A 26,433-nucleotide genomic window follows, 5' to 3' on the forward strand; every position below is an offset into this window, starting at 1 on the left:
GCCGCGGTCAGCCACCGGCGCACCCCGCTTCCGTTCGCGCGGCCCGTCTCGTCGCCACGAGAAAGGCGACGGCGAAGGCCGCCGCCAGCAGCAGCACGATCGTGGGCGCCGGCGCGCTGTCGATGAAGAAGGACAGGTAGACGCCGAGGAAGGAAGCGGCGACGGCGACCACGACCGACACGGCCAGCATGGCACTGAACCTCCTCGTCAGCAGGAAGGCGATGGCGCCCGGCGCGATCAGCATGGCGATGGCCAGGATGATGCCTACCGCCTTCAGCGCACCGACGATGGTCAGAGAGATCAGGCAAAGCAGCCCGTAATGCAGCAGATCGACCCGTAGCCCGACCGCCCGCGCCTGCGCCGGATCGAAGGCGTACAGCAGGAAATCCCGCCATTTGAGGCCGAGTATGCCGGCCGTGACGGCCGCGATCGCTGCGGTCTCGGCAATGTCGCGAAGGCCGATGCCCAGCATGTCGCCGAACAGGATGTGATCCAGATGCACGTCGGACTGGATCTTGACGTAAAGCACGAGGCCGAGGCCGAACATGCCGGAAAAGACGATGCCCATCACCGTGTCCTGCTTGATGCGGCTGTTTTCCTTCAGGAAGCCGGTGGCGACGGCGCACACCATGCCGGCGGCGAAGGCCCCGACCGCATAGGGAATGCCGATGATGTAGGCGAGCACGACGCCGGGAAAGACGGCGTGGCTGATGGCGTCGCCCATCAGCGACCAGCCCTTGAGCACGAGGAAGCAGGAGAGCAGCGCGGTGGGAACCGCGACCAGCACCGAGATGATGAGCGCATTGACCATGAAGCCGAACTGGAACGGCGCAAGCAGGGTTTCAGCGAGGCTCATGGCGCGGACTCCAATGCCTGCGCGGCGCGGCGGCGCGCCGCCAGCAGGCCGTGCTTGGGCGCGAGGAAGAAGGCGGCGAGGAAGGCCAGCGTCTGCAGCACGACGATGATGCCGCCGGTGGCGCCATCGAGGAAATAGCTGGCATAGGCGCCGGCGAAACTGGTGACGGCACCGATGACGACGGCGATCGATAGCAGGCGCGGGAAACGGTCGGTCAGCAGATAGGCCGTGGCGCCCGGCGTGACCACCATGCAGATGACGAGGAAGGCCCCGACCGTCTGGAGCGCGGCAACCGTCGAGGCCGAAAGCAGCGTGAAGAACATGACTTTGAGCGCTGCCGGGTTGAGGCCGATGCTGCGCGCGTGGCTCTCGTCGAAGAAGGTGACCATCAGGTCCTTCCACTTCACCAGAAGGATGGCCAGCGACACGAAGCCGATGACGGCGAGTTGCAGCGTGTCCTGCGGCGTGATTGCCAGGACGTTGCCCAGTACGATGGTCTGGATGTTCACCGAGGTGGGCGACAGCGACACCATGAACAGGCCCAGCCCGAAGAAGAATGAGAAGATCAGCCCGATGATGGCATCTTCCTTCAGCCTGGTGCGCTGGTTGAGGAACAGCATCGCCGCCGCCGCCAGTCCGCCCGAGAAGAAGGCGCCGATGGAGAAGGGCAGGCCCAGCATGTAGGCGCCCGCCACGCCCGGCACGATCGAATGCGAAAGCGCGTCGCCGATCAGCGACCAGCCCTTCAGCATCAGGTAGCAGGACAGGAAGGCGCACACGCCGCCAACCAGCGCCGACACCCACATGGCGTTCAGCATGTACTGGTAGGTGAACGGCTCGGAAAGCAGCCCGATCATTCGCCGGCCTCCCGCAGTTCCTGCTGCATGAAGCCGTTTTCGCCAAGCACGAAATGGCGCAGCACGCCGCCGAAGGCCCTTTCCAGATTGGCCTGGGTGAAGGTCTCCTCCGTCGGCCCGTGGGCCAGCACGGTGTTCTTCACCAGCACGGTGCGGTCGCAGAATTCAGGCACGCTGCCGAGATTATGGGTGGAGACCAGCATCACGCGGCCCTCGTCCCGCAACGCGCGCAGCAGGCCGATGATGGCATCTTCCGTCTTGACATCGACGCCGGTGAACGGCTCGTCGAGCAGGATGACGCGGCTGTCCTGCGCCAGCGCGCGCGCCAGGAAGACGCGCTTCTTCTGGCCGCCGGAAAGCTCGCCGATCTGGCGCTTTCGATAGTCGCTCATGTCGACGCGGGCGAGTGCGGCCGAAACGGCCTCACGGTCGGCCGCCCGGGCGATGCGCATCATGCCCATATGGCCGTAGCGGCCCATCATGACCACGTCCTCGACCAGAACGGGGAAGTTCCAGTCGACCTCCTCCGCTTGCGGCACATAGGCCACGAGGTTCTTGCCGAGCGCATCGGCAACCGGCATGCCGAGCACGCGGATGCTGCCTCCGGCCAGCCGCACGAAGCCCATGATCGCCTTGAACAGGGTCGATTTGCCGGAGCCGTTGACGCCGACCAGCGCCGTGATCGTGCCGGTCGGGACCACGAAGCTGGCGTTGCGAAGCGCCGTATGGCCGTTGCGGTAGGTTACGGTGGCGTTCACCACCGCGATGCCCGCATCCGACGATGGACAGGCAGGATGCGGAGCGGCGGCGTTCACTGCGACAGGCCTCCGGCAAGGCCCTTCTCGACCGTGTCGGAGGTGACGCGCAAAAGGTCGATATAGGTCGGCACCGGCCCGTCCGCCTCGCTGAGCGAGTCGACATAGAGCACGCCGCCATAATGCGCGCCGGTCTCGCGCGCCACCTGCCGGGCCGGCTTGTCGGATACCGTGCTTTCGCTGAACACGGTGGGAATCCCGTCGGCCTTGACCGCGTCGATCACCTTGCGCACCTGCTGGGGCGTGCCCTGCTGGTCGGCATTGATCGGCCACAGATAAAGCTCCTTCAGGCCGAAATCGCGGGCGAGATAGGAAAAGGCGCCTTCGCTCGACACCAGCCAGCGCTTGTCCCCGGGAATCCGGTCGAGCTTTTCGCGGATCGGCGCGACCATCGCCTCGATCTCGCGCTTGTAGCTTTCCGCATTGGCCCGGTATGTCGCGGCATTCGCCGGGTCGTGCTCGACAAAGGCGTCGCGGATGTTGTCGACATAGATCAGCGCGTTCTTCGGCGACATCCAGGCATGCGGATTGGGCTTGCCGGCATAGGGACCTTCCGTGATCCCCATCGGCTCCACGCCTTCCGAGACGACGGCGGCGGGCACATCCTCCAGGCTCTGGAAGAATTTCTCGAACCAGAGCTCGAGATTGAGCCCGTTCCACAGGATGAGCTTGGCGCCCTGTGCCCGCTGGATGTCGCCCGGCGTCGGCGCATAGATGTGGATGTCCGCACCCGGCTTGGTGATCGATTCCACCACCGCCGCGTCGCCGGCGACGTTCCTGGCCATGTCGGCGATGACGGTGAAGGTAGTCACCGCCTTGAACTTGGGGCCCGTCCCGTCCCCGGCCGCCGCCGGCATGATCGACAGGGCGGCCGCGAGCGCCATCCCCATCGTTGCCGCCAGGATCGACCGTCTTGCTACGTCGCGCATGCCTATGCATCTCCTTGTTGCAACTCAATCTCATTTGCATCTGCTCTTTGATGCAAATGCGAATTGTTTGCAACAAGAATCTCTGCCGGCCTCTTTGCAACCGTCGATCCGCCGACGGCGGCCGTCATCGCCTCGATGGGATCGGCGAGGCCATCGAGGGTGGAGGCATCAAAGCCGTGTCTGTAGGGAAGGACGTTGGCTTTCCGTCGGCGGCCTCAGGCGCGCGGGCGCGCAAGCCAGATGCCGAACAGGATGGCGAGGCCCCCGAGCACCTGAACCGACGTGACCGCCTCGCCCAGGACCACCCAGGCGAGCGCCGCGGCCGCGACCGCCTCAAGGAAGATCACCAGCGAGGAGAACATCGAGGGCAGCGTGCCGAGTGCGTAGGAGAGCAGGCCCTGGCCGCCAGCATGGCTGATCGCTGCCAGGCATAGCAGCACCACCCAGCCGGAAGCATCCGACGGCAACAGGCGCTGACCGTAGAACAGATGCGCGCAGACCGCGACGACGGCGAGCAGGCCTGCGGTAATCAGGCTCATCTGGAAAGTGATCGCAGCGGCACCCTCGGTGCGGCGCGCCCACTCCACCGTCAGGAAATAGATGCCGAAGCACATTCCGGCGGCCGCGGCATAAAGATCGCCGATCAGATGGCCGGGCGAAAGCGCGAGCGATTGCCAGACCAGCGAGGCGCCCCCGGCAAGGCACAGAAGCAGGCCCGCGATCGTCATCGGCGCGACGCGGCGGCCGAGCGCCAGCCAGCCTATCAGCCCGACCCAGATCGGGGCGGTCGTGGCGAAGAAGGTGGAGTTGGCCACGCTGGTGTTGAGAATGGCCAGGTGCCAGAAGATCAGGTCCGCGGTGAAGGCGAGGCCGGTGGCGATCACCGCCGGAGAAAAGCGCCTTGCCGGCCGGTCGGCCCCGCCCCGCGCCTGTTCGACGCGCATCCAGGCATAGAGGATCGGCAAGGCGAGGAAAACGCGGAAGAACGCGCTGGCGAACGGGCCGACGTCGGAAAGCCGCACGAAGATCGGCGAACTGCCCATGGCAACCGCACCGACCACGAGCGCGGCGAAAGCAGGCCACAGGGCCCGGTTTGCGGGGGAAGTGTCCTCGATCGAGACGGCCATTGGAATGGGGGTCCTTGCAGAGACGATTCGGCCGGCGCGGCGGCTCGCATCCCCTTATTCCGGGGAACGTTTCCGCTCAACCTGGATTTGAAGGTGATCTTCCATGCACGCGCAAGGTCCGACCCGTCGCGCAATCGGCAAAATGCGATTTCTTAAGGATGACGAAACACATCGCTGCGATGACTTTCCGGGTCGCAGCGAAGGCAGGAGTAGCAACGACATGACAGAGCCGGGCACGGACGCACCCATGAACCTGAGCCGGCGAAAGCTGCTGGCGCTCGGCGGCGGAACGGCGCTGGCCCTGGTGTGTGGCCCGCAATTTGCGCAAGCGGCCCCGATGAACGTGGCGGATTTCGTCGCGCTTTCCGCCAGGCTGCTGGAAACGGACGCCGGCGGGCTCGACACGGACATCGCCGAAACGTTCCTCTCCAACCTGCTGGCCTCCGGAAAGGCGGATGCCCTGGCTGCGCTGGCGCAGGGCGCCGCAGACCCCACCCTGGACCAGCAGATTGTCACCGACTGGTATTCCGGCGTGCAGCAGACCCCGGCGGGCGAGGAAGTCGTCGCCTATACCGATGCGCTCATCTGGAGGGCGCTCGACTACACCAAGCCGCAAGGGTGGTGCGGCGGCGAAACGGGCTATTGGGCCCTGCCCCCGAGCGAGGACTGAGCCATGGCCGATCTTGAGGCAGATGTCGTCATCGTCGGCTCGGGCGTTGCCGGGGCATTGATCGCCCATCGCCTGGCGGACGCGGGCGTGAAGGTCGTCATTCTCGAAGCGGGCGACGAGGTGGACAGGTCGCAGGCCGTGGAACGCTTCCAGGGCGCGCTGATAAAGACGCCGGAATCAGCCTATCCCGTCGGGCCGGAAGCCGACCATCCGCTGGCCTGGAATCCGGACTACTGGTATCGCCAGACGGGACCTGACAAGTTCCGCAGCACCTATATCAAGGCGGTCGGCGGCACCACCTGGCACTGGCTCGGCACGGCGATCCGCATGTCGCCGAACGATTTCCGGCTTTCCAGCCTCTATGGCCGCGGCAGCGACTGGCCGGTTGGCTACGACGAGATCGAGCCTTTCTACGTCGAGGCCGAGCAGGAACTGGGCGTTTCCGGCGAGCCGGGTTCCCCGCCGGCGGCGACGCGCTCGGCCCCCTACCCCATGCCGGCCATTCCGCAGACCTATCTCGACAAGATGTTTGCGCGCAAGCTCGCCGGAACCGCCTACCACGTCTCCTCGACGCCGCAGGCCCGCAACTCGGTGGAGCGGGACGAGCGCCCCTCCTGCTGCGGCAGCGCAAGCTGCATCCCGGTCTGTCCGGTGCAGGCGAAATACGACGCGACCGTGCATCTCGAGCGGGCGAGGTCGAAGGGCGCGGCGGTCCACGCCGCCACCACGGCGACCTTCGTGGAGACCGGCCCCGACGGCACGGTGACGGCCGTGCGGTTCATGCGCCGCGACGGCAGCACTGGCCGCGCCACCGGCAAGCTGTTCGTCATCGCCGCGCACGCCATCGAAACGCCGCGCCTGCTGCTCGCTTCGGTCTCGGAGCGCACCCCGGACGGCGTCGCCAACTCGTCCGGCCAGGTGGGGCGCAACCTGATGGACCACCCCACCCAGCTCAGTTGGGCGTCGGCCAACGAGCCTGTCTGGCCATATCGCGGACCGTTGTCGACCTCCGGCATCGAGAACCTCGGCGACGGAGCGTTCCGCAGCGATCGCGGCGCGTTCCGCATCGAGATCGGCAATGACGGCCATTCCTGGCCGACCGGCGCGCCGGTGACATCGGCCGCCGAACTGGTGAAGCAGGGCCTGCGCGGTCAGGCGCTGGACAGGGCGCTGCGAGACGGCACGTCGCGGCATGTGCGCCTGGCCTCGCTCATCGAGCAGCTTCCCGATCCGGAAAACCGCATCATGCTGCACGAATCGGAAAAGGACCGCTACGGCGTGCCGCTGCCGAAAATCGTCTACAGGCTCGACGACTATGTGAAGGCGGGTCTGGCCGAAGCGACGAAGGCGCATCAGGAGATTTTCGACAAGCTCGGCACTTCCGGCGTCCACCATTCGCCATCCGCCGAAGGTGCCGGCCACATCATCGGCACGGCGAAGATGGGAGCGGACCCGAAAAGCTCGGTCGTGGACGAGGATCTCCGAAGCCACGACCATCACAACCTCTTCATCGTCGGCTCGAGCGTGTTCCCGACATCGGCCACCGCCAACCCGACCCTGACGATCGCGGCACTTTCGCTGCGCGCCAGCCAGGCCATCAAGCGGCAACTTGGGTGACGGGCGCTCCGTCCCGGACCTGCCCGCCGCCCTTCCCGTCAGCTTGGACAGGCGGGCAGCGAATGCCTATACCCTGGCGGTACATCCTGGCCGAGCGTGCCGAGGCGCCGCAACGCCGGAGGCTGCCGGCGCCGGCGGGTTCGCCGCATCGGGCATGGAAACGGGAAGGCAGATGGCAGGGACGAAACCGCGCGCGAACCGCACGCTGCATGAGCAGCTCCTGAGCGAATTCCGCAGCTTCATCGTCTCGCAGCGCTGGCCGCCGGGATATCAGATTCCCTTCGAGACCGACCTGGCCGACGCCCACCGGGTGTCGCGCATGACCATGAACAAGGTTCTGACGCAACTGACGCGGGAAGGCTTCCTCGTACGCCGCCGCAAGCTGGGCACCTTCGTCGCCCGTCCGCATGCGCAGGCGGCGGTGATGGAAATCGCCGACATCGCAGCCGAGGTGGGTGCCCTGGGCCAGGCGCACCGCTTCGTGCTGCGTGAGCGCAAGCTGCGCCTGGCCGAGCCCGGGGAAATCGCTGAAGCGCGCATCGCGCAGGGCCGGCAACAGGTCCTCCATCTTCTGGGCGTGCATTTCGCGGATGCGCAGCCCTTCTGCCGCGAGGAGCGGATCATCAACCCGGAGGCGGCTCCCGCCGCGCTCCAGCAGGATTTTTTAACGATCGCGCCGGGCCAATGGCTGTTGCAGGAGATCCCCTGGAGCTCGGCCGAGCACCGCATCCGTGCGGTCGGCGCCGACAGCGCGGTGGCGCATGATCTGGGCCTGCAGGCCGGCGACGCCTGCCTGGAGGTCACGCGCCGGACGGAGATTTCCGGCATGTGGGTGACGCTGGCGCGCCAGACCTATCCTGGCGATCGCCACGAGTTGCTGGCCCGCTTCGAGCCGCGCACCGCCGGCTGATCCGCGCCGGCTCAGCCGGATATGCGCACATCCAGCACGCAAGCTCCGGCAAGCGTGGCGACGAGCGAAGGCGCGGCGACCCGAAGGTCGACAAGGTCGAGCCGCGCAAGCCCGCCCCGGTCCTCCAGCAGCAGGGCGAGCCGCGCCCGCTCGCTTGTGTCCCGGTTGCCTGGATCGAGCGGACCCCGCACCACCTGCGCCCGCAGCGGGCGGCGCACCATCACGTTGAAGTCGAGCAGCGCCTCGCCCTGCAACAGCGCGGCAGTAGGAATGTCGCCGGCAAAGGAGCAGGGCTCACCGGCCGCATCGAGATCTTGCTCCCGGCCGCCGACGGACAAGCGCATTGCGCCGCCCTCCAGCACCGTCAGCACCCGGTCGACGCCCGGAAAGGCGGAGAACGGGCCGGAGGCGGCGACAATCGCCGTGCTGATGCGCCAGTCGAAATTGTCGAAATCCGCGCCCGGCGGAGAAACCACGATCTCGGCCGTCTCTCCGCCGCCATTCTTCCAGGGGCGGAATACCCGGTCTGCGCGCCGGAAGATTCCGTTTGTGGTCATGCCTTCGAACTCCCGAAGATGGGCCGGCTCTAAAGCGACGCAGCCAGTGCTGCCAGAAACTGGTCGTTGTCCGCCTCGGTGCCGACCGAGACGCGCAGCCAGCTTTCATAGCCCGGCTGCTTCCACGGCTTGACGATCACGCCCTGGTCCAGCAGCGCCTCGGCCAGCGCTACAGAAGGCCGCGCGGCGTCGAAGAACAGGAAATTGCCCTTCGACGGCAGCACGCGCAAGCCCAGCGCCTCGATCGCAGCCTGCATGCGCGGCCGTTCGCGCCGCACCAGCGCCGCCGCCTCGGCCACCGATTGCGGATGGGCAAGCGCTGCCTCCGCCGCCGCCTGCGCCATGAGGTTCACGTTGAAGGGCGTGCGCGCCAGATCGAGCCCGCGCTTCAGCTCGGCGCTGTTGGTCAATCCATAGCCGACGCGCAGGCCGGCGAGCCCCCATGCCTTCGAGAAGGTGCGCAGGATCAGCAGCGGCCGGCCATGCGTCGCCAGCCGTCCTTCGCCCGAGGCGTATCCCTCGCCTTCGGCGTATTCATGATAGGCCTCGTCCAGACAGGTCACCGCCTCGGGATGGACGGCGTCCAGCACCCGACCCAGTTCCTGCGGCGAAAGCCACACGCCGGCCGGGTTCATCGGGTTGGCGAAGAGCACCAGCCGCACCGGCTGCGCCACCGCCCGCACCAGCGCCTCGACGTCGATACGGCCCTCCGGCGTCAGGCCGATGCGCGTGACTTCCGCCCCCATCAGCCGGGCATAGTCCTCGTGCAGCGGGAAGGACGGATAGAGCGTGACCACCCTGTCGCCCGGGCGCAGCACCGCGCGGGCAAGCACGGCCAGAAGATCTTCCGAACCGTTGCCCAGCACCAGCCGGTCTGCCGCGACGCCGTGCCTGGATGCCAGCCCGGCCAGCAGCGCGCGGCCGGAAGGATCGGGATAGATGGCGATACGCTGCAAGGCCGCTTCCAGAGCCTGCCGCACCGCCGGGTCCGGCCCGAGCGGATTCTCGTTGGAGCCCAGCTTGGCGACGCGGGTCACGCCGGGCCGCCGGGCGACGTCCTCGACCGTGAGGCCCGCATTGTAGGGTGCAAGGCCGGCCAGTTCCGGGCGCAGCAGCGATGGATGCGTGGTCACTTCGCGGTTCTCCTCGGGCGGTGATGTAGCGGCAGAATACGGTATTATGTATATACTTGTAAAGAAGGTCGGAGAGGATTCGTCGTTTCGCCCGCGCCTGCGCCAGCGGGCTTCAGGCGCCGTCGTTGCGTCGAACGGGCCAGTAGCCCTTGCTCTGGCCGTTTCCGGTACCGACGAGATGGCCCGGCTGGAATGCCACCCTGACGGTGGTGATGGGGCCCAGATCGTTCCAGGTGGTGCGGTGCATGATCAGCAGCGCCTGCCCCGGCCGGGTCTGCAGCAGGCGCGCGTCGCGCCGATTGGCGTTCTCGGCCGAGAAGGCCAGTTCGGCCCGCAGATAGGGGGCATTGCGCACTAGCCATTCATTGGCGTTCAATTGCCAGAAATCGGCCTTTTCCAGCCCCGGCGCGGCGCGCGGGTTGATCCAGCGGTCCTCGAACTGGAAGGGCTGGCCGTCGCCGTAATGCACGGCCCGCATGTGAACCAGGACCTCGCCTTCCGGAAGACCGAGCCGCGCGGCGGCCTCCGCCGGCACCGGGCTGCGCTGCTGCGCCACCACGCGGTGGCTGTAGGCCATGCCGGCCTGCTCGACCTGCTCGCGGATGATGGAGATGGTGAAGGTCGCCTTGCGGACCGGATCGACCGCCACGCGCGTGCCGGCCCGGCGGCGGCGGTCCAGCAGGCCTTCGTCGGCCAGAAGCTGCAGCGCCTTGTTGACGGTCGCCCGCGCTGCGTCGAACTCGATCGCTAGGTCGGCTTCGTCCGGAATACGGTCGCCCTGGCGCCATTCGCGCTCCACGATGCGGCGCCGCACCTCGTTGGCGATGTTCTGCGCCTTGGGCGAGGTGGGACCGGCCTGCTTGTCGGTCACATCCGCTCCTGCAGTCTGCTGATACAGGCCAGGTAATCGGCGGTGATCCGCTCGTGGTCAAGATGCCGCCCGTCGCGCACGACATGGCGGCCCGCCGCCCAGACGTCGCGCACCAGCCCGTCGCCGCCGGCAAATACGAGGCTGTCGAGCAATTCGTCGCCCTTGCGGCCGAAGAGCACCGGATTGTCCAGCGAAACGGCGCACAGATCGGCCCACAAGCCTTCAGCAATGCCGCCCGTGTCGCGCCCCGCCGCGGTGGCGCCGCCGTCGAGCCCGGCCTCGTAGAGCACCCGGCCGGTGGAACGCCCCGGCTCGGCCAGGATGGCGCGCCCGGTGTCGCGCAGGCGCTGGCTGTATTCCAGCGTGCGCAGCTCCTCGACCAGCGAGATGCGGATGTTGCTGTCGGAGCCGAAGCCGAGCCGACCGCCCGCGTCCTTCCAGATCGTGCCGTTGAATATGCCGTCGCCGAGGCTCGATTCGGTGATCGGGCACAGGCCGGCAACGGCACCGGTCGCCGCCAGGCGGCGGGTTTCGTCCTCGGTCATGTGGGTGAGGTGGATCAGCGTCCAGCGCCGGTCGGGATTGTGATTGTCCAGGAGCCATTCGACGGGACGACGGCCGCGCGCGGCCTGCACTTCCTCGACCTCCGGAATCTGCTCGGCCAGATGCATATGCAGCGGCCGTGCAGGACGCAGGTTTTCGCAGAGCGTCAGTGCCTCCGCACTGACCGCGCGCAGCGAATGCGGCGCAACGCCGATCCCTGCATCGGCCGGCAGGCGGCGCAGCGCCGCCTCGGCGGCGTCGAGCAGGGACACGAATTGATCCGGCGTGGTGCCGAAGCGCTGCTGGCCGGGGCCGAGCGGACGCTGATCGAGGCCACCGAACTGATAATGCACCGGCAGGAGCGTCAGCCCGATGCCGGTGCGGGCGGCAGCCGCGGCGATCCGTTCGGACATCTCGGCAATATTGTCGTAGAATGCCCCGCCGGGCCGGTGGTGCAGATAGTGGAACTCGACATTGGTGGCGTAGCCGGCCTCCAGCATCTCCATCTGCACCAGCGCCGCGATCGCCTCGGCGTCATCCGGCGTCAGATGGTCGAGGAAACGGTACATGATCTGGCGCCATGTCCAGAACGTGTCGCGGGGCTGCGGGCCCCGCGCCTCCGAGAGGCCGGCCATGGCGCGCTGGAAGGCATGGGAATGCAGGTTCGCCATGGCAGGCAGCAGCAGGCCGACCCGCTCGGCGCCCGGACCCGCGCCGGCACCGGGCTCGACCTTCGCGATCCGACCATCCGCGCCCAGCTCGACAAGGACGTTTTCCGCCCAGCCTTCCGGCAACAGTGCGTGTTGCGCCCAAAGTGTTGTCATGGCGATCTCCTTTTTGCCGGCTCGGCGCGGGGCGGCGTTGCCCACATAAGTTTAGACATAGCACAAAAATAAGTTTAGACATAGACGCGGGATTATGTTTAGACCTAGAAAATGACAGGTCAGTCAGGAGCGTGCCGGATGCAGGTTCTCAGCAACGCCACAGTCGCGATCATGGACGACGGATCGACGGGCTACCGGCTCGTCGAGCGCGCTTCGATCGCAATCGAGGGTGACAGGATCGCCTGGCTGGGCGCCGATGCGGACCTGCCTGCCTCCTACGGCAATGCCCCTTCCCGCAACCTGGAGGGACGGCTGGTCACGCCCGGCCTGATCGATTGCCACACCCACATCGTCTATGGCGGCGATCGCGCCCGCGAATTCGAGATGCGGCTGGAGGGCGCGGGCTACGAGGAGATCGCGCGCGCCGGCGGCGGCATTCTGTCCAGCGTCCGCAACACCCGCGAGGCAAGCGAGGAAGAGCTGCTTTCGCTGGCGCTGCCGCGCGTCGACACGCTGCTTGCCGAAGGCGTCACCACGCTGGAGATCAAATCCGGCTACGGGCTCGATATCGCTTCCGAACTGAAGATGTTGCGCGTCGCGCGTCGCATCGGCGAACTTCGCCCGGTGCATGTCGTCACCACCTGGCTCGCCGCCCATGCGCTGCCGCCGGAATTCAAGGACGACCGCGCCGGCTATATCGACCGGGTCGTCATCGCCGGCATGGACCAGGGCCATGCAGAAGGGCTGATCGACGCGGTTGACGGCTTCTGCGAAGGCATCGCCTTCTCGGTCGAGGAAATGGCGCGCATCTTCGCGCACGCCAGGAAGCTCGCCCTCCCGGTCAAGCTGCATGCGGAGCAGCTTTCGGACCTGCACGGCGCGGCCATGGCCGCCGAGCACGGCGCGCTTTCGGCCGATCATCTGGAATATCTGGGCGCGGACGGCATCGCCGCCATGGCGAAGGCCGGCACCGTGGCCGTGCTGCTGCCCGGCGCCTTCTATACGCTGCGGGAAACGCAATATCCGCCGCTCCAGGCGCTGCGGGATGCCGGCGTGCCGATCGCGCTGGCGACCGATTCCAATCCCGGCACCTCGCCGCTCACATCGCTGCTGCTGACCATGAACATGGGCGCGACGCTGTTCCGCATGACGCCGGCCGAATGCCTGCGCGGCGTGACCCGCAACGCGGCCCGCGCGCTCGGCCTGGCGGATCGTGGCGTCATCGCCCCCGGCGCCCGCGCCGATCTGGCGATCTGGGACATCGCGCACCCGGCCGAGCTTTCCTACCGCATCGGCTTCAATCCTCTCCACGCCCGCATCTTCGGAGGCCAACATGTCTGAACTCGTCCTGACGCCCGGCCAAGTCACCCTGGCCGAACTGGAGCGCATCTGGCGCGAGGGGCTCGCCGTGCGGCTGGCCGAAAGCGCGCGCGCGGGCATCGCCAATTCCGCCGCCAGGATCGAGGCCGCAGCCAATGGCGACGTGCCGGTCTATGGCGTCAACACCGGCTTCGGCAAGCTCGCCTCCATCAAGATCAAGGCCGAGGACACCGCCACCCTGCAGCGCAACCTGATCCTGTCGCATTGCTGCGGCGTGGGCGAGAATGTCGAGGAAGAGACCGTGCGCCTGATCATGGCGCTCAAGCTCCTGTCGCTCGGCCGCGGTGCCTCCGGTACCCGGCCCGAGGTGGTCAGGCTGATCGAGGACATGCTGGCCAAGGGCGTGCTGCCGGTGATCCCCTCGCAGGGGTCGGTCGGCGCCTCGGGCGACCTCGCCCCGCTGGCGCATATGGCCGCCGCCATGCTGGGCGAAGGCCGCGCCACCTATCAGGGCCGCGAAATGGCCAGCGCCGAGGCCCTTGCCGCCGCCGGCCTGAAGCCGGTGGTGCTGGCCGCCAAGGAAGGGCTTGCCCTCATTAACGGCACGCAGGTCTCGACCGCCTTCGCGCTCGTTGGCCTGTTCGAGGCATTCCGCGCGGCGCGCAACGCGCTGGTGTCGTCCTCTCTTTCGACCGACGCCATCATGGGCTCGACCGCGCCGTTCCTCGACGAAATCCACCAGTTGCGCGGCCATCGCGGCCAGATCCTCGCCGCCCGCGTCATCCGCGAGCTGATGGACGGCTCCGAGATCCGCGAAAGCCATCGCGTCGGCGACGCCCGCGTGCAGGACCCCTATTGCATCCGCTGCCAGCCGCAGGTCACCGGCGCCTGCATCGACCTTCTGACCCAGGCGGGCCGCACGCTGGAGATCGAGGCCAATGCCGCCACCGACAATCCGCTGGTGCTGATCGAAGCCGGACAGATCGTCTCGGGCGGCAATTTCCATGCCGAGCCCGTGGCCTTCGCCGCCGACCAGATCGCGCTGGCGATTGCGGAGATAGGGGCTATCTCGCAGCGCCGCATCGCGCTGATGGTCGACCCGGCGCTGAGCCACGACCTGCCGCCCTTCCTGACGCCCGACCCCGGCCTCAACAGCGGCCTGATGATCGCCGAGGTCACGTCCGCCGCGCTGATGAGCGAGAACAAGCATCTCGCCACGCCCTGCTCGACCGACTCCACCCCGACTTCGGCGAACCAGGAAGACCACGTCTCCATGGCCGCCCATGGCGCGCGCCGCCTGAAGCGCATGAACGCCAACCTCGCCCATATCGTCGGCATCGAAGTGTTGTGCGCCGCCGCCGGCGTGGAATTCCGCGGGCCGCTGAAGACCTCCGCCCCGCTTCAGGCGGTGGTCGCGCGGCTGCGCAAGTCGGTCACGGCGCTGGATCAGGACCGCTACATGGCCCCCGACCTGGCCGAGGCCGCTTCCCTGGTCCGCTCCGGCGCGCTGCTCGAAGCCCTGCCGAAGGGCATGCTGGCAGAGGTCCGGCCATGAACCCGGTCGAAGTCGCCAATCCGGTCGAAGTCGTTCGGGGCGACGGCCCGCTGATCCTCGGCCTGCCGCACACCGGCACCCATCTGCCCGAGGCGATCCTGGCCAGGCTCAATACGCGCGGCCGCATCCTCGCCGACACCGACTGGCACATCGAACGCCTTTATGACGGGCTGCTGCCAAATGTGACGACGGTTCGGGCGACGTTCCACCGCTATGTCATCGACGCCAACCGCGGCCCGGACGATGCCAGCCTCTACCCCGGCCAGAACACCACGGGCCTGGTGCCGGTGACCGATTTCGAGGGCGAGCCGATCTGGACCGAGGAGCCGACGGAGGCCGAGATCGCCGAGCGCAAGGCGAACTTCCACGCACCCTACCATGCAGCCCTCGCCGCCGAGATCGAGCGCGTGAAGGCCAGGCACGGCGTAGCGATCCTCTACGATTGCCATTCCATCCGCTCGCATATTCCGTTCCTGTTCGAGGGCGTGCTCCCCGACTTCAACATCGGCACCAACAATGGCGCGACTTGCGACGCCCGCATCGAGACCGCCACCTTCGACATCTGCGCGGCCAGCGGCCGCACCCATGTGCTGAACGGCCGCTTCAAGGGCGGCTGGACCACGCGCCACTACGGCCGGCCGCAGGACGGCGTCCACGCGATTCAGATGGAGTTGGCGCAGTCCACACATCTGGCGAGCGAGGCCCCGCCCTTTGCCTATGACGAGGCCAAGGCCGCCGCGCTGCGCATCACGCTCGCCGCGATCCTGGAACGGCTCGCCGCCCTCGCACCGGAACTGAAGCCATGAGCGGACCCCTTGCCGGCATCAAGGTGCTGGACCTGTCGCGCGTGCTGGCGGGGCCGTACTGCACGGCGCTGCTGGCCGATCTCGGCGCCGAGATCATCAAGCTGGAGCCGCCGGCCGGCGACGACTACCGCCATATCGGCCCGTTCAAAGACGGCGAGAGCGCCCTGTTCACGCTGAACAATCGCGGCAAGAAGAGCATCGCGCTGGACCTGAAGAAGCCGGCCGACCTGGAATTGGCGCAGGCTCTTGCTGCCCGCGTGGACGTGGTGGTGGAGAATTTCCGCCCCGGCGTCGTAGCGCGGCTGGGCCTCGGCGCCGAGGCGCTGCGCAAGGCCAATCCTCGGCTGATCTATTGCTCCATTTCCGGCTTCGGGCAGGAAGGCCCCTTCAAGGACCTGCCGGCCTACGATCTGGTGGTGCAGGCCATGTCCGGGCTGATGGCCGCGACCGGCGAGGACGGCGGCGCGCCGCTGAAAGTCGGCGAAAGCATTGCCGACCTTGTCGCCGGCCTGTTCGCAAGCTGGTCGATCATGGCCGCGCTCGTCCAGCGCAACGCGACCGGCCAGGGCGCGACTTTGGACGTCGCCATGTATGACGCGCTGTTTTCCATGCTGACCACCAGCCATGCCCAGTATTTCTATGATGGCGTGCTGCCGGGCCGGGTCGGCAACCGCCATCCGCTCTCCACCCCCTTCGGCTGTTTTGCCACAAGCGACGGGCAGGTGGTGATCGCGGTGCTGAACAGCGGCCAGTTCGTGCGCCTGGCCAGCCTCATCGGCAGGCCGGAGATCGTGGACGATCCGCGCTTTGCCAGCGACAGCAGCCGCACCGAACACGAACCGGCGCTGCGCGCGCTGATCGAGGAATGGTCGGGCCGGCTGACCACCGAGGAGGCCGTGGGCGCGCTGGCCGCGCAGGGCCTTCCGACCGCGCCGATCTGGGACATAGCGCAGGCCGCCGACAACGAGCATGCCGCCGCACGCGGGCTGGTGAGCCGGCTCGCGCATCCCGTTCTCGGCCAGGCGCCGGTGATCGGCCAGCCGGTTCGCTTCGACGGCGCCAAGCCGGTGGCCGCGACGGCGGCACCGCGCCTCGGCGGCGACATCGAGGCGGTACTGGAGCAATTCGGACTGGAGAACCGCGCATGACGCAGATCAACGATCCCTGGCACATGCTCTCCGACGAGGAGCGCATGTTCTGCGAGGTGCTGGAGCGGCTCTGCGGGGACAAGATCGCACCGCTGGCGGCCGAGACCGACGAGACCTCGCGCTTCGTGCATGAACAGCTCGCCACGCTGGGCGAAGCGGGCATGATGGGCGCCAACCTCCCGGAGGCCTATGGCGGCAGCGGCATTTCCGCGCCGGCGCTGCTGCGCGCCGTGTCCATCGTCGCGGGAGCCTGCGGCTCCACCGCCTCGGCGCTGACGGCGCATTATCTGGCGACCGATTCCATCCTGATCGGCGGCACCGAGGCGCAGAAGCAGGAATGGCTGCCGAAGGCCGCCACCGGCGAGGCACTCGCCGCCTTCGCGCTCACCGAGCCCACCGCCGGCTCCGACCCCGCCGACATGAAGACGCGGGCGCGGCGCACGGAAAGCGGCTGGCACCTGAAGGGCACCAAGTGCTTCATCTCGAACGGCGGCGTGGCGGACTTCATCGTGGTCTATGCGGTGACCGACCCCGAAAAGGCGCATCGCGGCATCTCGGCCTTTATCCTGCCGAAGGGCACACCCGGCTTCGAGGCCGGGCCGCCGGAAAAGACCATGGGCCTGAAAGGCGGTCATGTCTTCACACTGAACCTGGACTGCGAGCTTCCCGAAAGCGCGCTGCTGGGCGAGGAAGGCAAGGGTTTCCGCACCGCCATGCAGGTTCTCGACAATGGCCGCATCGAGGTTGCCGCGCAGTGCCTCGGCCTAGCCGGCGCGGCGATGAATGCGGCGATCGCCTATGCCAAGGACCGCGTCATCGGCGGCATCGCGCTGTCGGAGCGGCAGGGCATCCGCTGGATGATCGCCGACATGGGCGTCGCCTTCCACTCCGCGCTGCTTCTGTCGCAGGAGGCCGCACGCCAGCGCGACCTCGCGCATCGCCATGGCGGACGCTTCTCGCTGGCCTCGTCCATGGCCAAGCTCGGCGCCTCGGAGGCCGCGGGCAGGATCGCCGACACAGCCCTGCAACTGCATGGCGGCTACGGCTACACCCGCGATTTCCCCGTCGAGCGGATCAACCGGGATCTGCGCATCATGCGCATCTACGAGGGGTCCAGCGAAATCCAACGCATCATCATTTCCGGCAATATGCTGGCCTGACAGGAGGCGAACCGTGAGCAATCCAAGACATAACACACGCGACATCTTTCCCCCGACCGGCACCGAGATCACCGCGAAAAGCTGGCTGACCGAAGCGCCCATGCGGATGCTGATGAACAACCTGCATCCCGACGTCGCCGAAAACCCGCACGAGCTGGTGGTCTATGGCGGCATCGGCCGCGCCGCCCGCACCTGGAAGGACTTCGACCTGATCGTCGACAGCCTGAAGAAGCTGGAGGCAGACCAGACGTTGCTGGTGCAGTCGGGCAAGCCGGTCGGCGTCTTCAAGACCCACAAGGACGCGCCGCGCGTGCTGATCGCGAATTCGAATCTCGTGCCGCACTGGGCCAATTGGGATCACTTCAACGAACTCGACAAGAAGGGCCTGGCCATGTACGGCCAGATGACCGCGGGCTCGTGGATCTATATCGGCTCGCAGGGCATCGTTCAGGGCACCTACGAGACCTTCGTGGAGGCCGGCCGCCAGCATTATGGCGGCAACCTCAAGGGCAAGTGGATCCTCACCGGCGGCCTCGGCGGCATGGGCGGCGCCCAGCCGCTGGCGGCCGTGATGGCCGGCGCATCCTGCCTTGCCGTGGAATGCGACGAGACCCGCGCCGACTTCCGCCTGCGCACCCGCTATGTCGACGAAAAGACCCATTCGCTCGACGAGGCGCTGGAGATGATCGATCGCTGGACCAAGGCCGGCGAAGCGAAGTCCGTGGCGCTGATCGGCAACGCGGCTGAAGTCTTCCCCGAACTGGTCAAGCGCGGCGTCCGCCCCGACATCGTCACCGACCAGACCTCGGCGCACGATCCCGTGCACGGCTACCTGCCGCTCGGCTGGAGCGTCGCCGAATGGCGCGCGAAGCAGGAGAGCGACCCCAAGGCGGTGGACCGCGCCGCCCGCGCCTCGATGAAGGTACAGGTCGAGGCCATGGTCGCCTTCCACGAGAAGGGCATCCCGACCGTCGACTACGGCAACAACATCCGCCAGATGGCGCTGGAGGAGGGCCTGGAGAACGCTTTCGCCTTCCCGGGCTTCGTGCCAGCCTATATCCGCCCGCTGTTCTGCCGCGGCATCGGGCCGTTCCGCTGGGCAGCCCTTTCGGGCGATCCGGAGGACATCTACAAGACCGACGCCAAGGTGAAGGAACTGATCCCCGACAACGCCCACCTGCACAACTGGCTGGACATGGCGCGCGAGCGCATCTCCTTCCAGGGCCTGCCGGCGCGCATCTGCTGGGTCGGCCTCGGCGACCGGCACCGGCTGGGGCTCGCCTTCAACGAGATGGTGCGCAACGGCGAGCTGAAGGCGCCGATCGTGATCGGCCGCGACCATCTCGATTCCGGTTCGGTCGCCTCGCCCAACCGCGAGACCGAGGCCATGCAGGACGGCTCGGACGCCGTTTCCGACTGGCCGCTGCTGAACGCCCTGCTCAACACCGCCTCCGGCGCCACCTGGGTGTCGCTGCACCATGGCGGCGGCGTCGGCATGGGCTTCTCGCAACACTCGGGCATGGTGATCTGCTGCGACGGCACGGAAGATGCCGATGCGCGCCTTGCCCGCGTGCTGTGGAACGATCCGGCGACCGGCGTCATGCGCCACGCCGATGCGGGCTACCAGATCGCGATCGATTGCGCGCGCGAGCATGGCCTGAACCTGCCCGGCATTCTGTGATGCCTCTGCGCGCCGCTGGTCACTGGCGGCGCGCGTCAAAATGCTTATTAGCTAATGTGTCCAGCGCTATCGCTAATCAGTTCACTAGGGAGAACGAAATGACATTTTCCAGAACGTTGAAATCCGCCCTGTTCGGCCTGGCCGCACTGGGCCTGGCCGTGCCCGCCATGGCCGACCAGCTTTCCGACATCAAGGCCGCCGGCAAGATCGTCACCGCGACCGACATGCACTATGCGCCGTTCGACATGCTCAACAACGGCACCTACGAAGGCATGACGAAGGACCTGTTCGACGAGGTCTCCAAGGAAATCGGCGTCGAGCCGGTCTATCAGGACATTCCCTGGACCGCGGAACTGCCCGGCCTCGAGGTGAAGAAGTTCGACATCGTCATCGCCCCGGTCACCATCACGCCCGAGCGTCTCGAGCGCTACGCATTCACCCTGCCGATCGCCGACGCCACCGTCTCGCTCGTGCGTGCGGCCGGCAACGACTCCCTGAAAAAGCCCGAGGACATCAAGGGCAAGACCGTCGGCGTCCAGCAGGGCACGGCGCAGTTCAAGCAGTTGCAGGCCTACGGTGAGACGCTGGGTGGCGTGAACGTCAAGGAATACGGCACCACCGACGAGGCCTATGCCGACCTCGCCGCCGGCCGCCTGGACGCCGTCGCCGGCTCGCTGCCGAACCTGACCTATCTAGTCAAGAACCGTCCCGAGACCTTCGCGCTGTTCGAGCCGGCCTCCTTCGGCCAGCCGACCTATTTTGCCTGGGTGGCGCGCAAGGACGCCGACAGCGAAAGCTTCGTCAAGGCCGTCAACGACGCCGTGCTCAAGATGACCGACGACGGCCGCGTCAAGGCTATCCAGGAGAAGTGGCTGGGCACCTACACCGAGCTTCCCCGCGAAGTTCCCACCAAGTGATGACACGCCGCGGGCGGGAGTGATCCCGCCCGCGCGCGCCCCGCCAATACGGAGCGGCGATGTTTTCGATCTCCACCTTTTTCAACAGCTTCGAGCCGCTCTTCTGGGCGGCGCGCTACACGCTGCTGATTTCAGGACTGGGCATTGCGCTCGGGCTGGTGATCGGCGCACTGGTGTGCGCCGCCGCCCTGTCGCGCATGGCCTGGCTGCGCCGGTTCGCAGCGCTCTGGGTCAGTTTCCTGCGCGGCGTTCCGCTGCTCGTGCAGCTCCTGCTTTGCTATTATCTTTTACCGGTGATCGGCATCAACGTGCCGGCACTGGTCGCGGCCGTGCTCACGGTCGGCATCTGCTCCAGCGCCTATGTTTCCGAAATCTGGCGCGGCGCCATCATCGCCCTGCCCCCGGGACAGGCCGAAGCCGCCACCGCCATCGGCATGGGCCCGCGCGACATCTGGATCCGGATCATCCTGCCGCAGGCGGTGAAGATCTCGCTGCCGGCGCTGGTCAACGAGATGATCCTGCTGGTCAAGGCGTCGTCGCTCGTCTCGGTGGTCGGCATTCTGGAAGTGACCCGCGCCAGCCAGGCGCAGGCGGCCACCACCTTCCGCCCGCTCGAGGTCTATCTCGCGGCGGCCTGCATTTACCTGGTCATCAACCTCTTCCTCGCCGCGCTGGGGCGCTATCTCGAGCACAGGATGGCCGTGTAATGGACCTGAGCATCCTGCTGCAATACTGGCCGATCCTGCTGAACGGCTTCGGACTCACGGTCCTGTGCTGGGTCCTGGGCACCATCTTCGGCATGGCGCTGGGGCTGGTCATCGCGCTGGCGCAGCGCTACGGGCCGCGCCATCTGCGCTGGCTGATCCAGGCCTATATCGAGATCATCCGCGGCACACCCTTCCTCGTGCAGCTCTTCGTGCTCTATTACGGCGGCCCGCTGCTCGGGCTCAGGCTGGACGCGCTGCCGGCAGGCTTGCTTGGACTGACCGTCTACGGCAGCCCGTATTTCGCGGAAATCTTCCGCTCGGGCTTCAACGCGGTGTCGCTGGGCCAGCTCGAAGCGGCCCGCGCGATCGGCATGTCGGAGCCGACCATCGTGCGCCGCATCCTGCTGCCGCTCGGTCTCGTCTCGGCGCTGCCGGCGCTGGTCAACTTCTCGATCATCCTGACCAAGGAGACGGTGATCCTGTCGATCATCACCGTGCCGGAACTGATGTATTCAGTGCAGCGCATGTCGACCGAGACGTTCCGCTACCTCGAGGCGAATCTCGTGCTGGCGCTGTTCTTCTGGGGGCTGGTCGAAACCATCTCGCGCTTCGGCCGACTGCTGGAGACGCGCATCACGAAACACCTGGTCGAAAGGACGTAAGATGCTTGCTGCGTCATCCGTCGAGATCCGCAAGGTCAACAAATTCTACGGTCCCTTCCAGGCGCTGAAGGACGTGGATCTCTCCATCGTGCCGGGCAAGGTCACCTGTCTGATCGGGCCTTCGGGCTCGGGCAAGTCCACGCTCCTGCGCTGCATCAACTTCCTCGAGGAATATGATTCCGGCGAGATCACCATCGACGGGCAACTGATCGGCTATGTCAGCCCCGGCGGGCGCAAGATGTCGGGCCGCAAGCTGCGCGAGATGCGCCGTTCCATCGGCATGGTGTTCCAGCAGTTCAACCTGTGGCCGCACATGACCGCGCTGCAGAACGTGGCCGAGGGGCTGATCCGCGTGCGCGGCCTGTCGAAGTCCGAGGCCGAGGCCCGCGCCGCAGAGGCGCTGAAGAAGGTCGGGCTCGCCGACAAGATGGCCAACCATCCCGCGCGCCTGTCGGGCGGCCAGCAGCAGCGCGTCGCCATCGCCCGCGCCATCGCCATGGAGCCGCGGCTGATGCTTTTCGACGAGCCGACCTCGGCGCTCGACCCCGAACTGGTGGGCGAGGTGCTGAGCGTCATGAAGACGCTCGCCTCCGAGGGCATGACCATGGTGGTCGTCACCCACGAGATGGGCTTCGCCGCCCATGTCGCGGACCAGGTTGCCTTCATGGAAAAGGGCGAACTGGTGGCCGTGGACGCCCCGAGCGGAATCCTGCACCATCCCGAGGACCCGCGCATCCAGGCGTTCCTGCGCACCTATCACGAGCGCAACAGCTTCTGATCCCAGCGCGGTGATGCGGTCTGCGGCGACCCGCCCTGCGGGGAACTGCCGCGGCCGCATAGTGACGGAGTGACGACTGCCGGGACGGGCGACGGATCAGGGATGCGTGCCGAAATACCTTGCGCGCATCTTTTCGATCTCTCCGCTGTCCTGCATCGCGATGACGGCCATCGACGCGGGCTTTGCAAGCGGGCTGCCGGGCGAGAAGGCGAACCCGTATTTGCTGGGGCGGAAGGCGCTGCCGACGACATCCAGCTTCAGGTCGGGATGCGAGTGGGCGTAGTATTCCAGGACGCTGCTGTCGCCCGCGATCGCCGCGATCTCGTCGGCGAAGAGGGCGTCCACTGCCTCCTTGAGCTGATTGAACGGCTTGGTGTCGACCAGGGTCGCCTGCATGTATTCCTCGGACACGCTGCCGCGCCGCACACCGACCGTCCTGCCGTGCAGGTCGCCGGCGCTGTTGATTTCATTGGTGATCTGGGCAACCGTCATCACGCTGGTGATCGAGGAGGTGACATAGGCGACAATCGCGATGCCGCACACCATCCAGCCGGCCTGCCAGACGCGGCCGAACCATCCAAGCAGGTTCTTGCGCACGGAGCGCCCCGTCGTCGCAATCGAAACGACATGGAAAAGGCTCTCCGCCAGACCGTCGCGCCACCGCTTCGGGAAGCCGGAATCGAACCGCCGGTCGAAGAGGGTAAGCAGCGTCGTCGCCAGGAGCAGAGAAAGGGCTAGCCAGGCGTAATTCATCAGGTGCCCGGCATCGCTGAGATCGTCCACGATCTCCGACAGGCTCGATTTTGGGGTGGAATCCACCATTATCCGCAGTCCGTCGTCGAACCATGGATAGGTGAAATCCACCATCTCCGCCCGCTTGGCCGTGACGCTGAGATTGGTGACCGCCGCCTGCACCGTGCCGTCGGCGACGGCCTTGACCAGATCGGTGTAGTTGTCGAACTTCTTGTAGTCGGACACCACGTGCAAGCGTGCGGCAACCCGCTCCCACAATTCGATCGCCATGCCGGAATAGCTGCCTTCCTCGCCCATGACGAAGGGCGGGCTGACATATACGCCGACGCTGACGACTTGCGGTGGCAGGCTCTGTTCCTGCGCGCGGGCGGGCCCGGCCGCCGATAGCATTGCCGCGACGGCCAGCAGGATCGGACCAATCGCGATGACGGCAAGCGCGTGCAGCGGCCTTGCGCGCGTCATTGCGCAAAGCCAAATCCGGAGCAAAGAAAAACCGTCACCACAACGCATCTGGAAACACCGCCACTGGCAAATGGAACGGACGTTTCCAAACAATCGTTACGATTGTCTTGACCGGCGGGCAGAAATCCACCGATGGCGATCGTCAGGGCCGCCGGGCTGGCCTCCCTGCCCGGCGGGCGCCGCCGGCGGCGCCCGCCGCTACATTGTGGCGCCGACCGGCCAGGGCACGAATTCGCTGTCGCCATAGCCCAGCAGTTCCGACTTGGTGCGTTCGCCGGAGGCGACTGCGAGGATCTTGTCGAAGATTTCCGCGCCCTTGTCGGCCAGCAAGGCCCCGTCGAGGACGTCGCCGCAGTTGAGGTCCATGTCCTCCGTCATCTTCTCGTAGATCAGCGAGTTGGACGCGATCTTGATCGAAGGCGTGGGCTTGCAGCCGAAGGCCGAGCCGCGGCCGGTGGTGAAACACAGGATGTTGGCGCCGCCCGCCACCTGCCCGGTCGCCGAAACCGGGTCGTAGCCGGGCGTGTCCATGAAGACCAGGCCGCTGGCGGTGACCGGCTCGGCATAGTTGAACACGCCGGTGAGATTGGTGGAACCGCCCTTGGCGGCGGCGCCGAGCGACTTCTCCAATATGGTGGTGAGGCCGCCGGCCTTGTTGCCGGGAGAGGGGTTGTTGTTCATCTCCATATTGTGGCGCGCGGTGTATTCCTCCCACCAGAGGATACGCTCGGCCAGTTTCTCGCCGATCTCCGGGCTCTCGGCGCGCAGCATCAAAAGATGCTCGGCGCCGTAGATTTCCGGCGTCTCCGACAGGATCGCCGTGCCGCCCTCGGCCACCAGCAGGTCGGCCGCCACGCCCAGCGCCGGATTGGCGGTGATGCCGGAATAGCCGTCGGACCCGCCGCATTGCAGCGCCAGCATCAGCTCCGAAGCCGGCGCCTCGCTACGCACGGCCCGATTGACCGCCGGCAGCATCTCCACGATGGCCTTCACGCCCGCCTCCACGGTCTTGCGCGTGCCGCCGACCTCCTGGATGGTGAGCGTGCGGAAGGTTTCGTTCTCCGTTATGCCGTAGGACTGCATCCAGCGCGGAATCTGGAAGCCCTCGCAACCCAGCCCCACCATCAGCACCCCACCGACATTCGGGTTGGTGGCGTAGCCCCATTGCGTGCGCTTCAAAAGCTCGTAGGCCTCGCCATGGGAATCGATGCCGCAGCCGGTGCCGTGCACCAGCGAGATGACGCCGTCGACATTCGGATAGTCGGCCAGGACACCGGAACGGTTGATTTCTTCCACGATGAAGCGAGCGGCGCTGGCCGAGCAATTCACGGAGGTGAGCACGGCGACGAAATTGCGCGTTCCATACTTGCCGTTGGCGCGCCTGAAACCCTGGAAGGTGCGCCGCCTCTCGGCCGGGACGAAGCTGGTGGGCCGGGCATCAGTGCCGAAGCGGTAGTTGCGGTCGAAGGCATGCATATAGACGTTGTGCTCATGCACCCACTGCCCGGGAGCGATGTCTTCCCGCGCAAAGCCGATGACCTGGCCGTATTTGATGACGGAGGCCTCCTTGGCGATGGGTTCGACAGCCATCTTGTGGCCGCGCGGAACGCGCTGGCTGGCCACGACGTTTTCCGCCCGGTCGCCGGAATTGATGGGATCGATCGCCACGACGATGTTGTCGGCGCTGGTAAGTCTGATGTAGCGGGTCATGCTGTCCGTGGATGGCTGGAAGGAGCGAGGCCGGCAAAGTCCGGGCCGCGCAGATAAGGAATACTAATATAACAGCGGCGGCCCGGTCAAGCCGCAGCCGCTCGCGCCGGCGACGACCTCCTCAACGCCCCGGAAAACAAACGCCCCGGAAAACAGGCGCATAAGAAAAAGGCCGGGCGCAGGCCCGGCCAGGTGCGAAGGTCGGAACCTTCAGAGGGGGGAACATGTCGGACGCAATGGGAGGGAACATCCGACACCCCTGATATGGCCCCGACCGAGCGCAATTCAATCCCGCGGCTTGTGCCAGGCCAAACCGGCGCATGGAGCCACGCCGGCGCGTCCGAACCCTATCGATCCCTTCCTCCGGCCCTGCGGCCTTTGCATTCCGAACCGCCGGCTGCGCTCATCGTCGCAGCGGGCGCCTTGCCATTGCAATCGCATGTAAAAAGATACATTATACATGCATCTTTATGGAGGCTCGTATCCGGATGGCCGGTGGACGGTCCTTTCTTGCCGCGATCGCCGCGCATTTCTGTCGCGCGACGACGCCTTGCGGCTGCGACGTCGCACCGCCCGCCTGCCTGTCCCGGCGCGAACGGCTCGCACTGGTCCTCGCCGCCGTGGGCAACTGCGCCGATCAATGCCCGGCCTGCGCGCTTTGGGCCCTGGAGCAGGACGAACGCCAGGAAAGACCCGGGCCCGACCCTGCGCGAACCACCTTCGAAAGGAGACCGTCATGTTGAGCAGCACGCACGACTTCATCCACCCCGCCGGCGAATCCGAGCGGGCCTTCCTGGAATCGCTCGTCCGGCAGGATTTCGACAGGAGCCACCCCGGCGAGAGCTTTGAAGACATCAAGCGCCGCGCGCCCTATTCCCGCGAGGATCAGGGCCTCTATCGCGACTGGATGGTCATTGCCGCAGAGCGCGCCGCAGCGCTCGGCGCCGGCAAGCCGATGCCGATTGCGGCCTGACGCCGCGCAGGCGGCTCACTGTTGCGCCGCTCCGCGTTCCGCGCTTCGGGCCCTTCCTCCCGTGGGGCCGATGAACTATGGTGCCGGCGCAG

At 66.8% G+C, this 26,433-nt stretch carries 25 protein-coding genes; 14 read left to right on the plus strand and 11 right to left on the minus strand.

Features of this window, described 5'->3' with window-relative positions; genetic code table 11:
- Nucleotides 1-7: 7 nt before the first annotated feature.
- The 5 genes from ACTDI4_RS18375 to ACTDI4_RS18395 all read right to left on the minus strand — a co-directional run bounded on the left by ACTDI4_RS18375 (nt 8) and on the right by ACTDI4_RS18395 (nt 4,584).
- Complete coding sequence (locus tag ACTDI4_RS18375) at nt 8-856, minus strand: metal ABC transporter permease (RefSeq protein ID WP_442842509.1); 849 nt, start codon at nt 854-856, stop codon at nt 8-10.
- The gene (gene sitC, locus ACTDI4_RS18380; RefSeq protein ID WP_442842510.1) at nt 853-1,713 is read right to left on the minus strand and encodes an iron/manganese ABC transporter permease subunit SitC; all 861 of its coding nucleotides are present in this window, start codon (nt 1,711-1,713) and stop codon (nt 853-855) included. The genes ACTDI4_RS18375 and sitC overlap by 4 nt, the downstream gene beginning before the upstream one ends.
- Nucleotides 1,710-2,528, minus strand: a complete 819-nt coding sequence (locus ACTDI4_RS18385; RefSeq protein ID WP_442842511.1) for a manganese/iron ABC transporter ATP-binding protein — start codon at nt 2,526-2,528, stop codon at nt 1,710-1,712. Before ACTDI4_RS18385 ends, sitC begins: the two co-directional genes overlap by 4 nt.
- Entirely contained in the window at nt 2,525-3,457 is a 933-nt protein-coding gene (locus ACTDI4_RS18390; protein ID WP_442842512.1) for a metal ABC transporter substrate-binding protein, read from the minus strand. The genes ACTDI4_RS18385 and ACTDI4_RS18390 overlap by 4 nt, the downstream gene beginning before the upstream one ends.
- A gap of 215 nt (nt 3,458-3,672) precedes the next feature.
- Complete coding sequence (locus ACTDI4_RS18395; protein WP_442842513.1) at nt 3,673-4,584, minus strand: DMT family transporter; 912 nt, start codon at nt 4,582-4,584, stop codon at nt 3,673-3,675.
- Between the two features lie 220 nt (nt 4,585-4,804).
- Between ACTDI4_RS18395 and ACTDI4_RS18400 the strand changes: the two genes are divergently transcribed.
- The 3 genes from ACTDI4_RS18400 (at nt 4,805) to ACTDI4_RS18410 (ending at nt 7,781) form a co-directional block, all read left to right on the plus strand.
- On the plus strand, nt 4,805-5,254 hold the full coding sequence (locus ACTDI4_RS18400) for a sugar dehydrogenase complex small subunit (RefSeq protein ID WP_442842514.1): 450 nt from the start codon (nt 4,805-4,807) through the stop codon (nt 5,252-5,254).
- Nucleotides 5,255-5,257: 3 nt separating this feature from the next.
- On the plus strand, nt 5,258-6,871 hold the full coding sequence (locus ACTDI4_RS18405; RefSeq protein ID WP_442842515.1) for a GMC family oxidoreductase: 1,614 nt from the start codon (nt 5,258-5,260) through the stop codon (nt 6,869-6,871).
- Nucleotides 6,872-7,043: 172 nt separating this feature from the next.
- The gene (locus ACTDI4_RS18410; protein ID WP_442842516.1) at nt 7,044-7,781 is read left to right on the plus strand and encodes a UTRA domain-containing protein; all 738 of its coding nucleotides are present in this window, start codon (nt 7,044-7,046) and stop codon (nt 7,779-7,781) included.
- A gap of 11 nt (nt 7,782-7,792) precedes the next feature.
- Here ACTDI4_RS18410 and ACTDI4_RS18415 read toward each other — a convergent pair whose 3' ends face one another.
- The 4 genes from ACTDI4_RS18415 to ACTDI4_RS18430 all read right to left on the minus strand — a co-directional run bounded on the left by ACTDI4_RS18415 (nt 7,793) and on the right by ACTDI4_RS18430 (nt 11,709).
- On the minus strand, nt 7,793-8,338 hold the full coding sequence (locus ACTDI4_RS18415; protein ID WP_442842517.1) for a HutD/Ves family protein: 546 nt from the start codon (nt 8,336-8,338) through the stop codon (nt 7,793-7,795).
- Nucleotides 8,339-8,367: 29 nt separating this feature from the next.
- On the minus strand, nt 8,368-9,471 hold the full coding sequence (hisC, locus tag ACTDI4_RS18420) for a histidinol-phosphate transaminase (protein ID WP_442842518.1): 1,104 nt from the start codon (nt 9,469-9,471) through the stop codon (nt 8,368-8,370).
- Nucleotides 9,472-9,583: 112 nt separating this feature from the next.
- Nucleotides 9,584-10,342, minus strand: a complete 759-nt coding sequence (locus ACTDI4_RS18425) for a GntR family transcriptional regulator (protein WP_442842519.1) — start codon at nt 10,340-10,342, stop codon at nt 9,584-9,586.
- Entirely contained in the window at nt 10,339-11,709 is a 1,371-nt protein-coding gene (locus ACTDI4_RS18430; RefSeq protein ID WP_442842520.1) for a formimidoylglutamate deiminase, read from the minus strand. Before ACTDI4_RS18430 ends, ACTDI4_RS18425 begins: the two co-directional genes overlap by 4 nt.
- Nucleotides 11,710-11,847: 138 nt before the next feature.
- Here ACTDI4_RS18430 and hutI point away from each other — a divergent pair, with 138 nt between their 5' ends.
- The 10 genes from hutI to ACTDI4_RS18480 all read left to right on the plus strand — a co-directional run bounded on the left by hutI (nt 11,848) and on the right by ACTDI4_RS18480 (nt 22,443).
- Nucleotides 11,848-13,050: an imidazolonepropionase gene (gene hutI / locus ACTDI4_RS18435; protein WP_442842521.1), complete on the plus strand. Its 1,203-nt coding sequence runs from the start codon at nt 11,848-11,850 to the stop codon at nt 13,048-13,050.
- On the plus strand, nt 13,043-14,584 hold the full coding sequence (gene hutH / locus ACTDI4_RS18440) for a histidine ammonia-lyase (RefSeq protein WP_442842522.1): 1,542 nt from the start codon (nt 13,043-13,045) through the stop codon (nt 14,582-14,584). Before hutI ends, hutH begins: the two co-directional genes overlap by 8 nt.
- Nucleotides 14,581-15,390: an N-formylglutamate deformylase gene (gene hutG, locus ACTDI4_RS18445; RefSeq protein WP_442842523.1), complete on the plus strand. Its 810-nt coding sequence runs from the start codon at nt 14,581-14,583 to the stop codon at nt 15,388-15,390. Before hutH ends, hutG begins: the two co-directional genes overlap by 4 nt.
- Entirely contained in the window at nt 15,387-16,538 is a 1,152-nt protein-coding gene (locus ACTDI4_RS18450; RefSeq protein WP_442842524.1) for a CaiB/BaiF CoA transferase family protein, read from the plus strand. The genes hutG and ACTDI4_RS18450 overlap by 4 nt, the downstream gene beginning before the upstream one ends.
- Nucleotides 16,535-17,698 carry an acyl-CoA dehydrogenase family protein gene (locus ACTDI4_RS18455; protein ID WP_442842525.1) on the plus strand — a complete coding sequence of 388 codons (1,164 nt, stop codon included), beginning with the start codon at nt 16,535-16,537 and terminating at the stop codon, nt 17,696-17,698. Before ACTDI4_RS18450 ends, ACTDI4_RS18455 begins: the two co-directional genes overlap by 4 nt.
- Before the next feature lie 13 nt (nt 17,699-17,711).
- Nucleotides 17,712-19,379 (plus strand): urocanate hydratase, encoded by a 1,668-nt coding sequence (gene hutU / locus ACTDI4_RS18460; RefSeq protein ID WP_442842526.1) that lies wholly within the window; start codon nt 17,712-17,714, stop codon nt 19,377-19,379.
- Nucleotides 19,380-19,477: 98 nt separating this feature from the next.
- Nucleotides 19,478-20,296, plus strand: coding sequence for a transporter substrate-binding domain-containing protein (locus ACTDI4_RS18465; protein ID WP_442842527.1), 819 nt, complete (start codon nt 19,478-19,480; stop codon nt 20,294-20,296).
- A gap of 59 nt (nt 20,297-20,355) precedes the next feature.
- Nucleotides 20,356-21,003 carry an amino acid ABC transporter permease gene (locus tag ACTDI4_RS18470; RefSeq protein ID WP_442842528.1) on the plus strand — a complete coding sequence of 216 codons (648 nt, stop codon included), beginning with the start codon at nt 20,356-20,358 and terminating at the stop codon, nt 21,001-21,003.
- Nucleotides 21,003-21,665 carry an amino acid ABC transporter permease gene (locus ACTDI4_RS18475; protein WP_442842529.1) on the plus strand — a complete coding sequence of 221 codons (663 nt, stop codon included), beginning with the start codon at nt 21,003-21,005 and terminating at the stop codon, nt 21,663-21,665. The genes ACTDI4_RS18470 and ACTDI4_RS18475 overlap by 1 nt, the downstream gene beginning before the upstream one ends.
- Before the next feature lies 1 nt (nt 21,666).
- Nucleotides 21,667-22,443, plus strand: coding sequence for an amino acid ABC transporter ATP-binding protein (locus ACTDI4_RS18480; RefSeq protein ID WP_442842530.1), 777 nt, complete (start codon nt 21,667-21,669; stop codon nt 22,441-22,443).
- A 96-nt stretch (nt 22,444-22,539) separates the two neighbouring features.
- Here the strand turns inward: ACTDI4_RS18480 and ACTDI4_RS18485 are convergent, their stop codons facing one another.
- Together ACTDI4_RS18485 and ACTDI4_RS18490 are read right to left on the minus strand one after the other, a co-directional pair.
- Nucleotides 22,540-23,658 (minus strand): transporter substrate-binding domain-containing protein, encoded by a 1,119-nt coding sequence (locus ACTDI4_RS18485; protein WP_442842531.1) that lies wholly within the window; start codon nt 23,656-23,658, stop codon nt 22,540-22,542.
- A 198-nt stretch (nt 23,659-23,856) separates the two neighbouring features.
- The gene (locus ACTDI4_RS18490) at nt 23,857-25,368 is read right to left on the minus strand and encodes a UxaA family hydrolase (protein WP_442842532.1); all 1,512 of its coding nucleotides are present in this window, start codon (nt 25,366-25,368) and stop codon (nt 23,857-23,859) included.
- Nucleotides 25,369-26,104: 736 nt separating this feature from the next.
- On the opposite strand from ACTDI4_RS18490, the gene ACTDI4_RS18495 reads away from it, so the two are divergent.
- Nucleotides 26,105-26,341: a hypothetical protein gene (locus ACTDI4_RS18495; protein ID WP_442842533.1), complete on the plus strand. Its 237-nt coding sequence runs from the start codon at nt 26,105-26,107 to the stop codon at nt 26,339-26,341.
- The last annotated feature ends 92 nt before the right edge of the window (nt 26,342-26,433 follow it).

Source organism: Mesorhizobium sp. PUT5 (genome assembly GCF_052216645.1).
Classification (GTDB): Bacteria; Pseudomonadota; Alphaproteobacteria; order Rhizobiales; family Rhizobiaceae; genus Mesorhizobium.

Bases quoted from the DNA above. Each gene is read 5' to 3' on its own strand.
- ACTDI4_RS18375 (WP_442842509.1), bottom strand. From the start codon at position 856: ATGAGCCTCGCTGAAACCCTGCTTGCGCCGTTCCAGTTCGGCTTCATG.
- sitC (WP_442842510.1), bottom strand. From the start codon at position 1,713: ATGATCGGGCTGCTTTCCGAGCCGTTCACCTACCAGTACATGCTGAAC.
- ACTDI4_RS18390 (WP_442842512.1), bottom strand. From the start codon at position 3,457: ATGCGCGACGTAGCAAGACGGTCGATCCTGGCGGCAACGATGGGGATG.
- ACTDI4_RS18430 (WP_442842520.1), bottom strand. From the start codon at position 11,709: ATGACAACACTTTGGGCGCAACACGCACTGTTGCCGGAAGGCTGGGCG.
- ACTDI4_RS18475 (WP_442842529.1), top strand. From the start codon at position 21,003: ATGGACCTGAGCATCCTGCTGCAATACTGGCCGATCCTGCTGAACGGC.
- ACTDI4_RS18485 (WP_442842531.1), bottom strand. From the start codon at position 23,658: ATGACGCGCGCAAGGCCGCTGCACGCGCTTGCCGTCATCGCGATTGGT.
- ACTDI4_RS18470 (WP_442842528.1), top strand. From the start codon at position 20,356: ATGTTTTCGATCTCCACCTTTTTCAACAGCTTCGAGCCGCTCTTCTGG.
- ACTDI4_RS18450 (WP_442842524.1), top strand. From the start codon at position 15,387: ATGAGCGGACCCCTTGCCGGCATCAAGGTGCTGGACCTGTCGCGCGTG.
- ACTDI4_RS18455 (WP_442842525.1), top strand. From the start codon at position 16,535: ATGACGCAGATCAACGATCCCTGGCACATGCTCTCCGACGAGGAGCGC.
- ACTDI4_RS18400 (WP_442842514.1), top strand. From the start codon at position 4,805: ATGACAGAGCCGGGCACGGACGCACCCATGAACCTGAGCCGGCGAAAG.
- hutH (WP_442842522.1), top strand. From the start codon at position 13,043: ATGTCTGAACTCGTCCTGACGCCCGGCCAAGTCACCCTGGCCGAACTG.
- ACTDI4_RS18490 (WP_442842532.1), bottom strand. From the start codon at position 25,368: ATGACCCGCTACATCAGACTTACCAGCGCCGACAACATCGTCGTGGCG.
- ACTDI4_RS18405 (WP_442842515.1), top strand. From the start codon at position 5,258: ATGGCCGATCTTGAGGCAGATGTCGTCATCGTCGGCTCGGGCGTTGCC.
- ACTDI4_RS18480 (WP_442842530.1), top strand. From the start codon at position 21,667: ATGCTTGCTGCGTCATCCGTCGAGATCCGCAAGGTCAACAAATTCTAC.
- ACTDI4_RS18415 (WP_442842517.1), bottom strand. From the start codon at position 8,338: ATGACCACAAACGGAATCTTCCGGCGCGCAGACCGGGTATTCCGCCCC.
- ACTDI4_RS18465 (WP_442842527.1), top strand. From the start codon at position 19,478: ATGACATTTTCCAGAACGTTGAAATCCGCCCTGTTCGGCCTGGCCGCA.
- hutI (WP_442842521.1), top strand. From the start codon at position 11,848: ATGCAGGTTCTCAGCAACGCCACAGTCGCGATCATGGACGACGGATCG.
- ACTDI4_RS18495 (WP_442842533.1), top strand. From the start codon at position 26,105: ATGTTGAGCAGCACGCACGACTTCATCCACCCCGCCGGCGAATCCGAG.
- ACTDI4_RS18395 (WP_442842513.1), bottom strand. From the start codon at position 4,584: ATGGCCGTCTCGATCGAGGACACTTCCCCCGCAAACCGGGCCCTGTGG.
- ACTDI4_RS18410 (WP_442842516.1), top strand. From the start codon at position 7,044: ATGGCAGGGACGAAACCGCGCGCGAACCGCACGCTGCATGAGCAGCTC.
- hutG (WP_442842523.1), top strand. From the start codon at position 14,581: ATGAACCCGGTCGAAGTCGCCAATCCGGTCGAAGTCGTTCGGGGCGAC.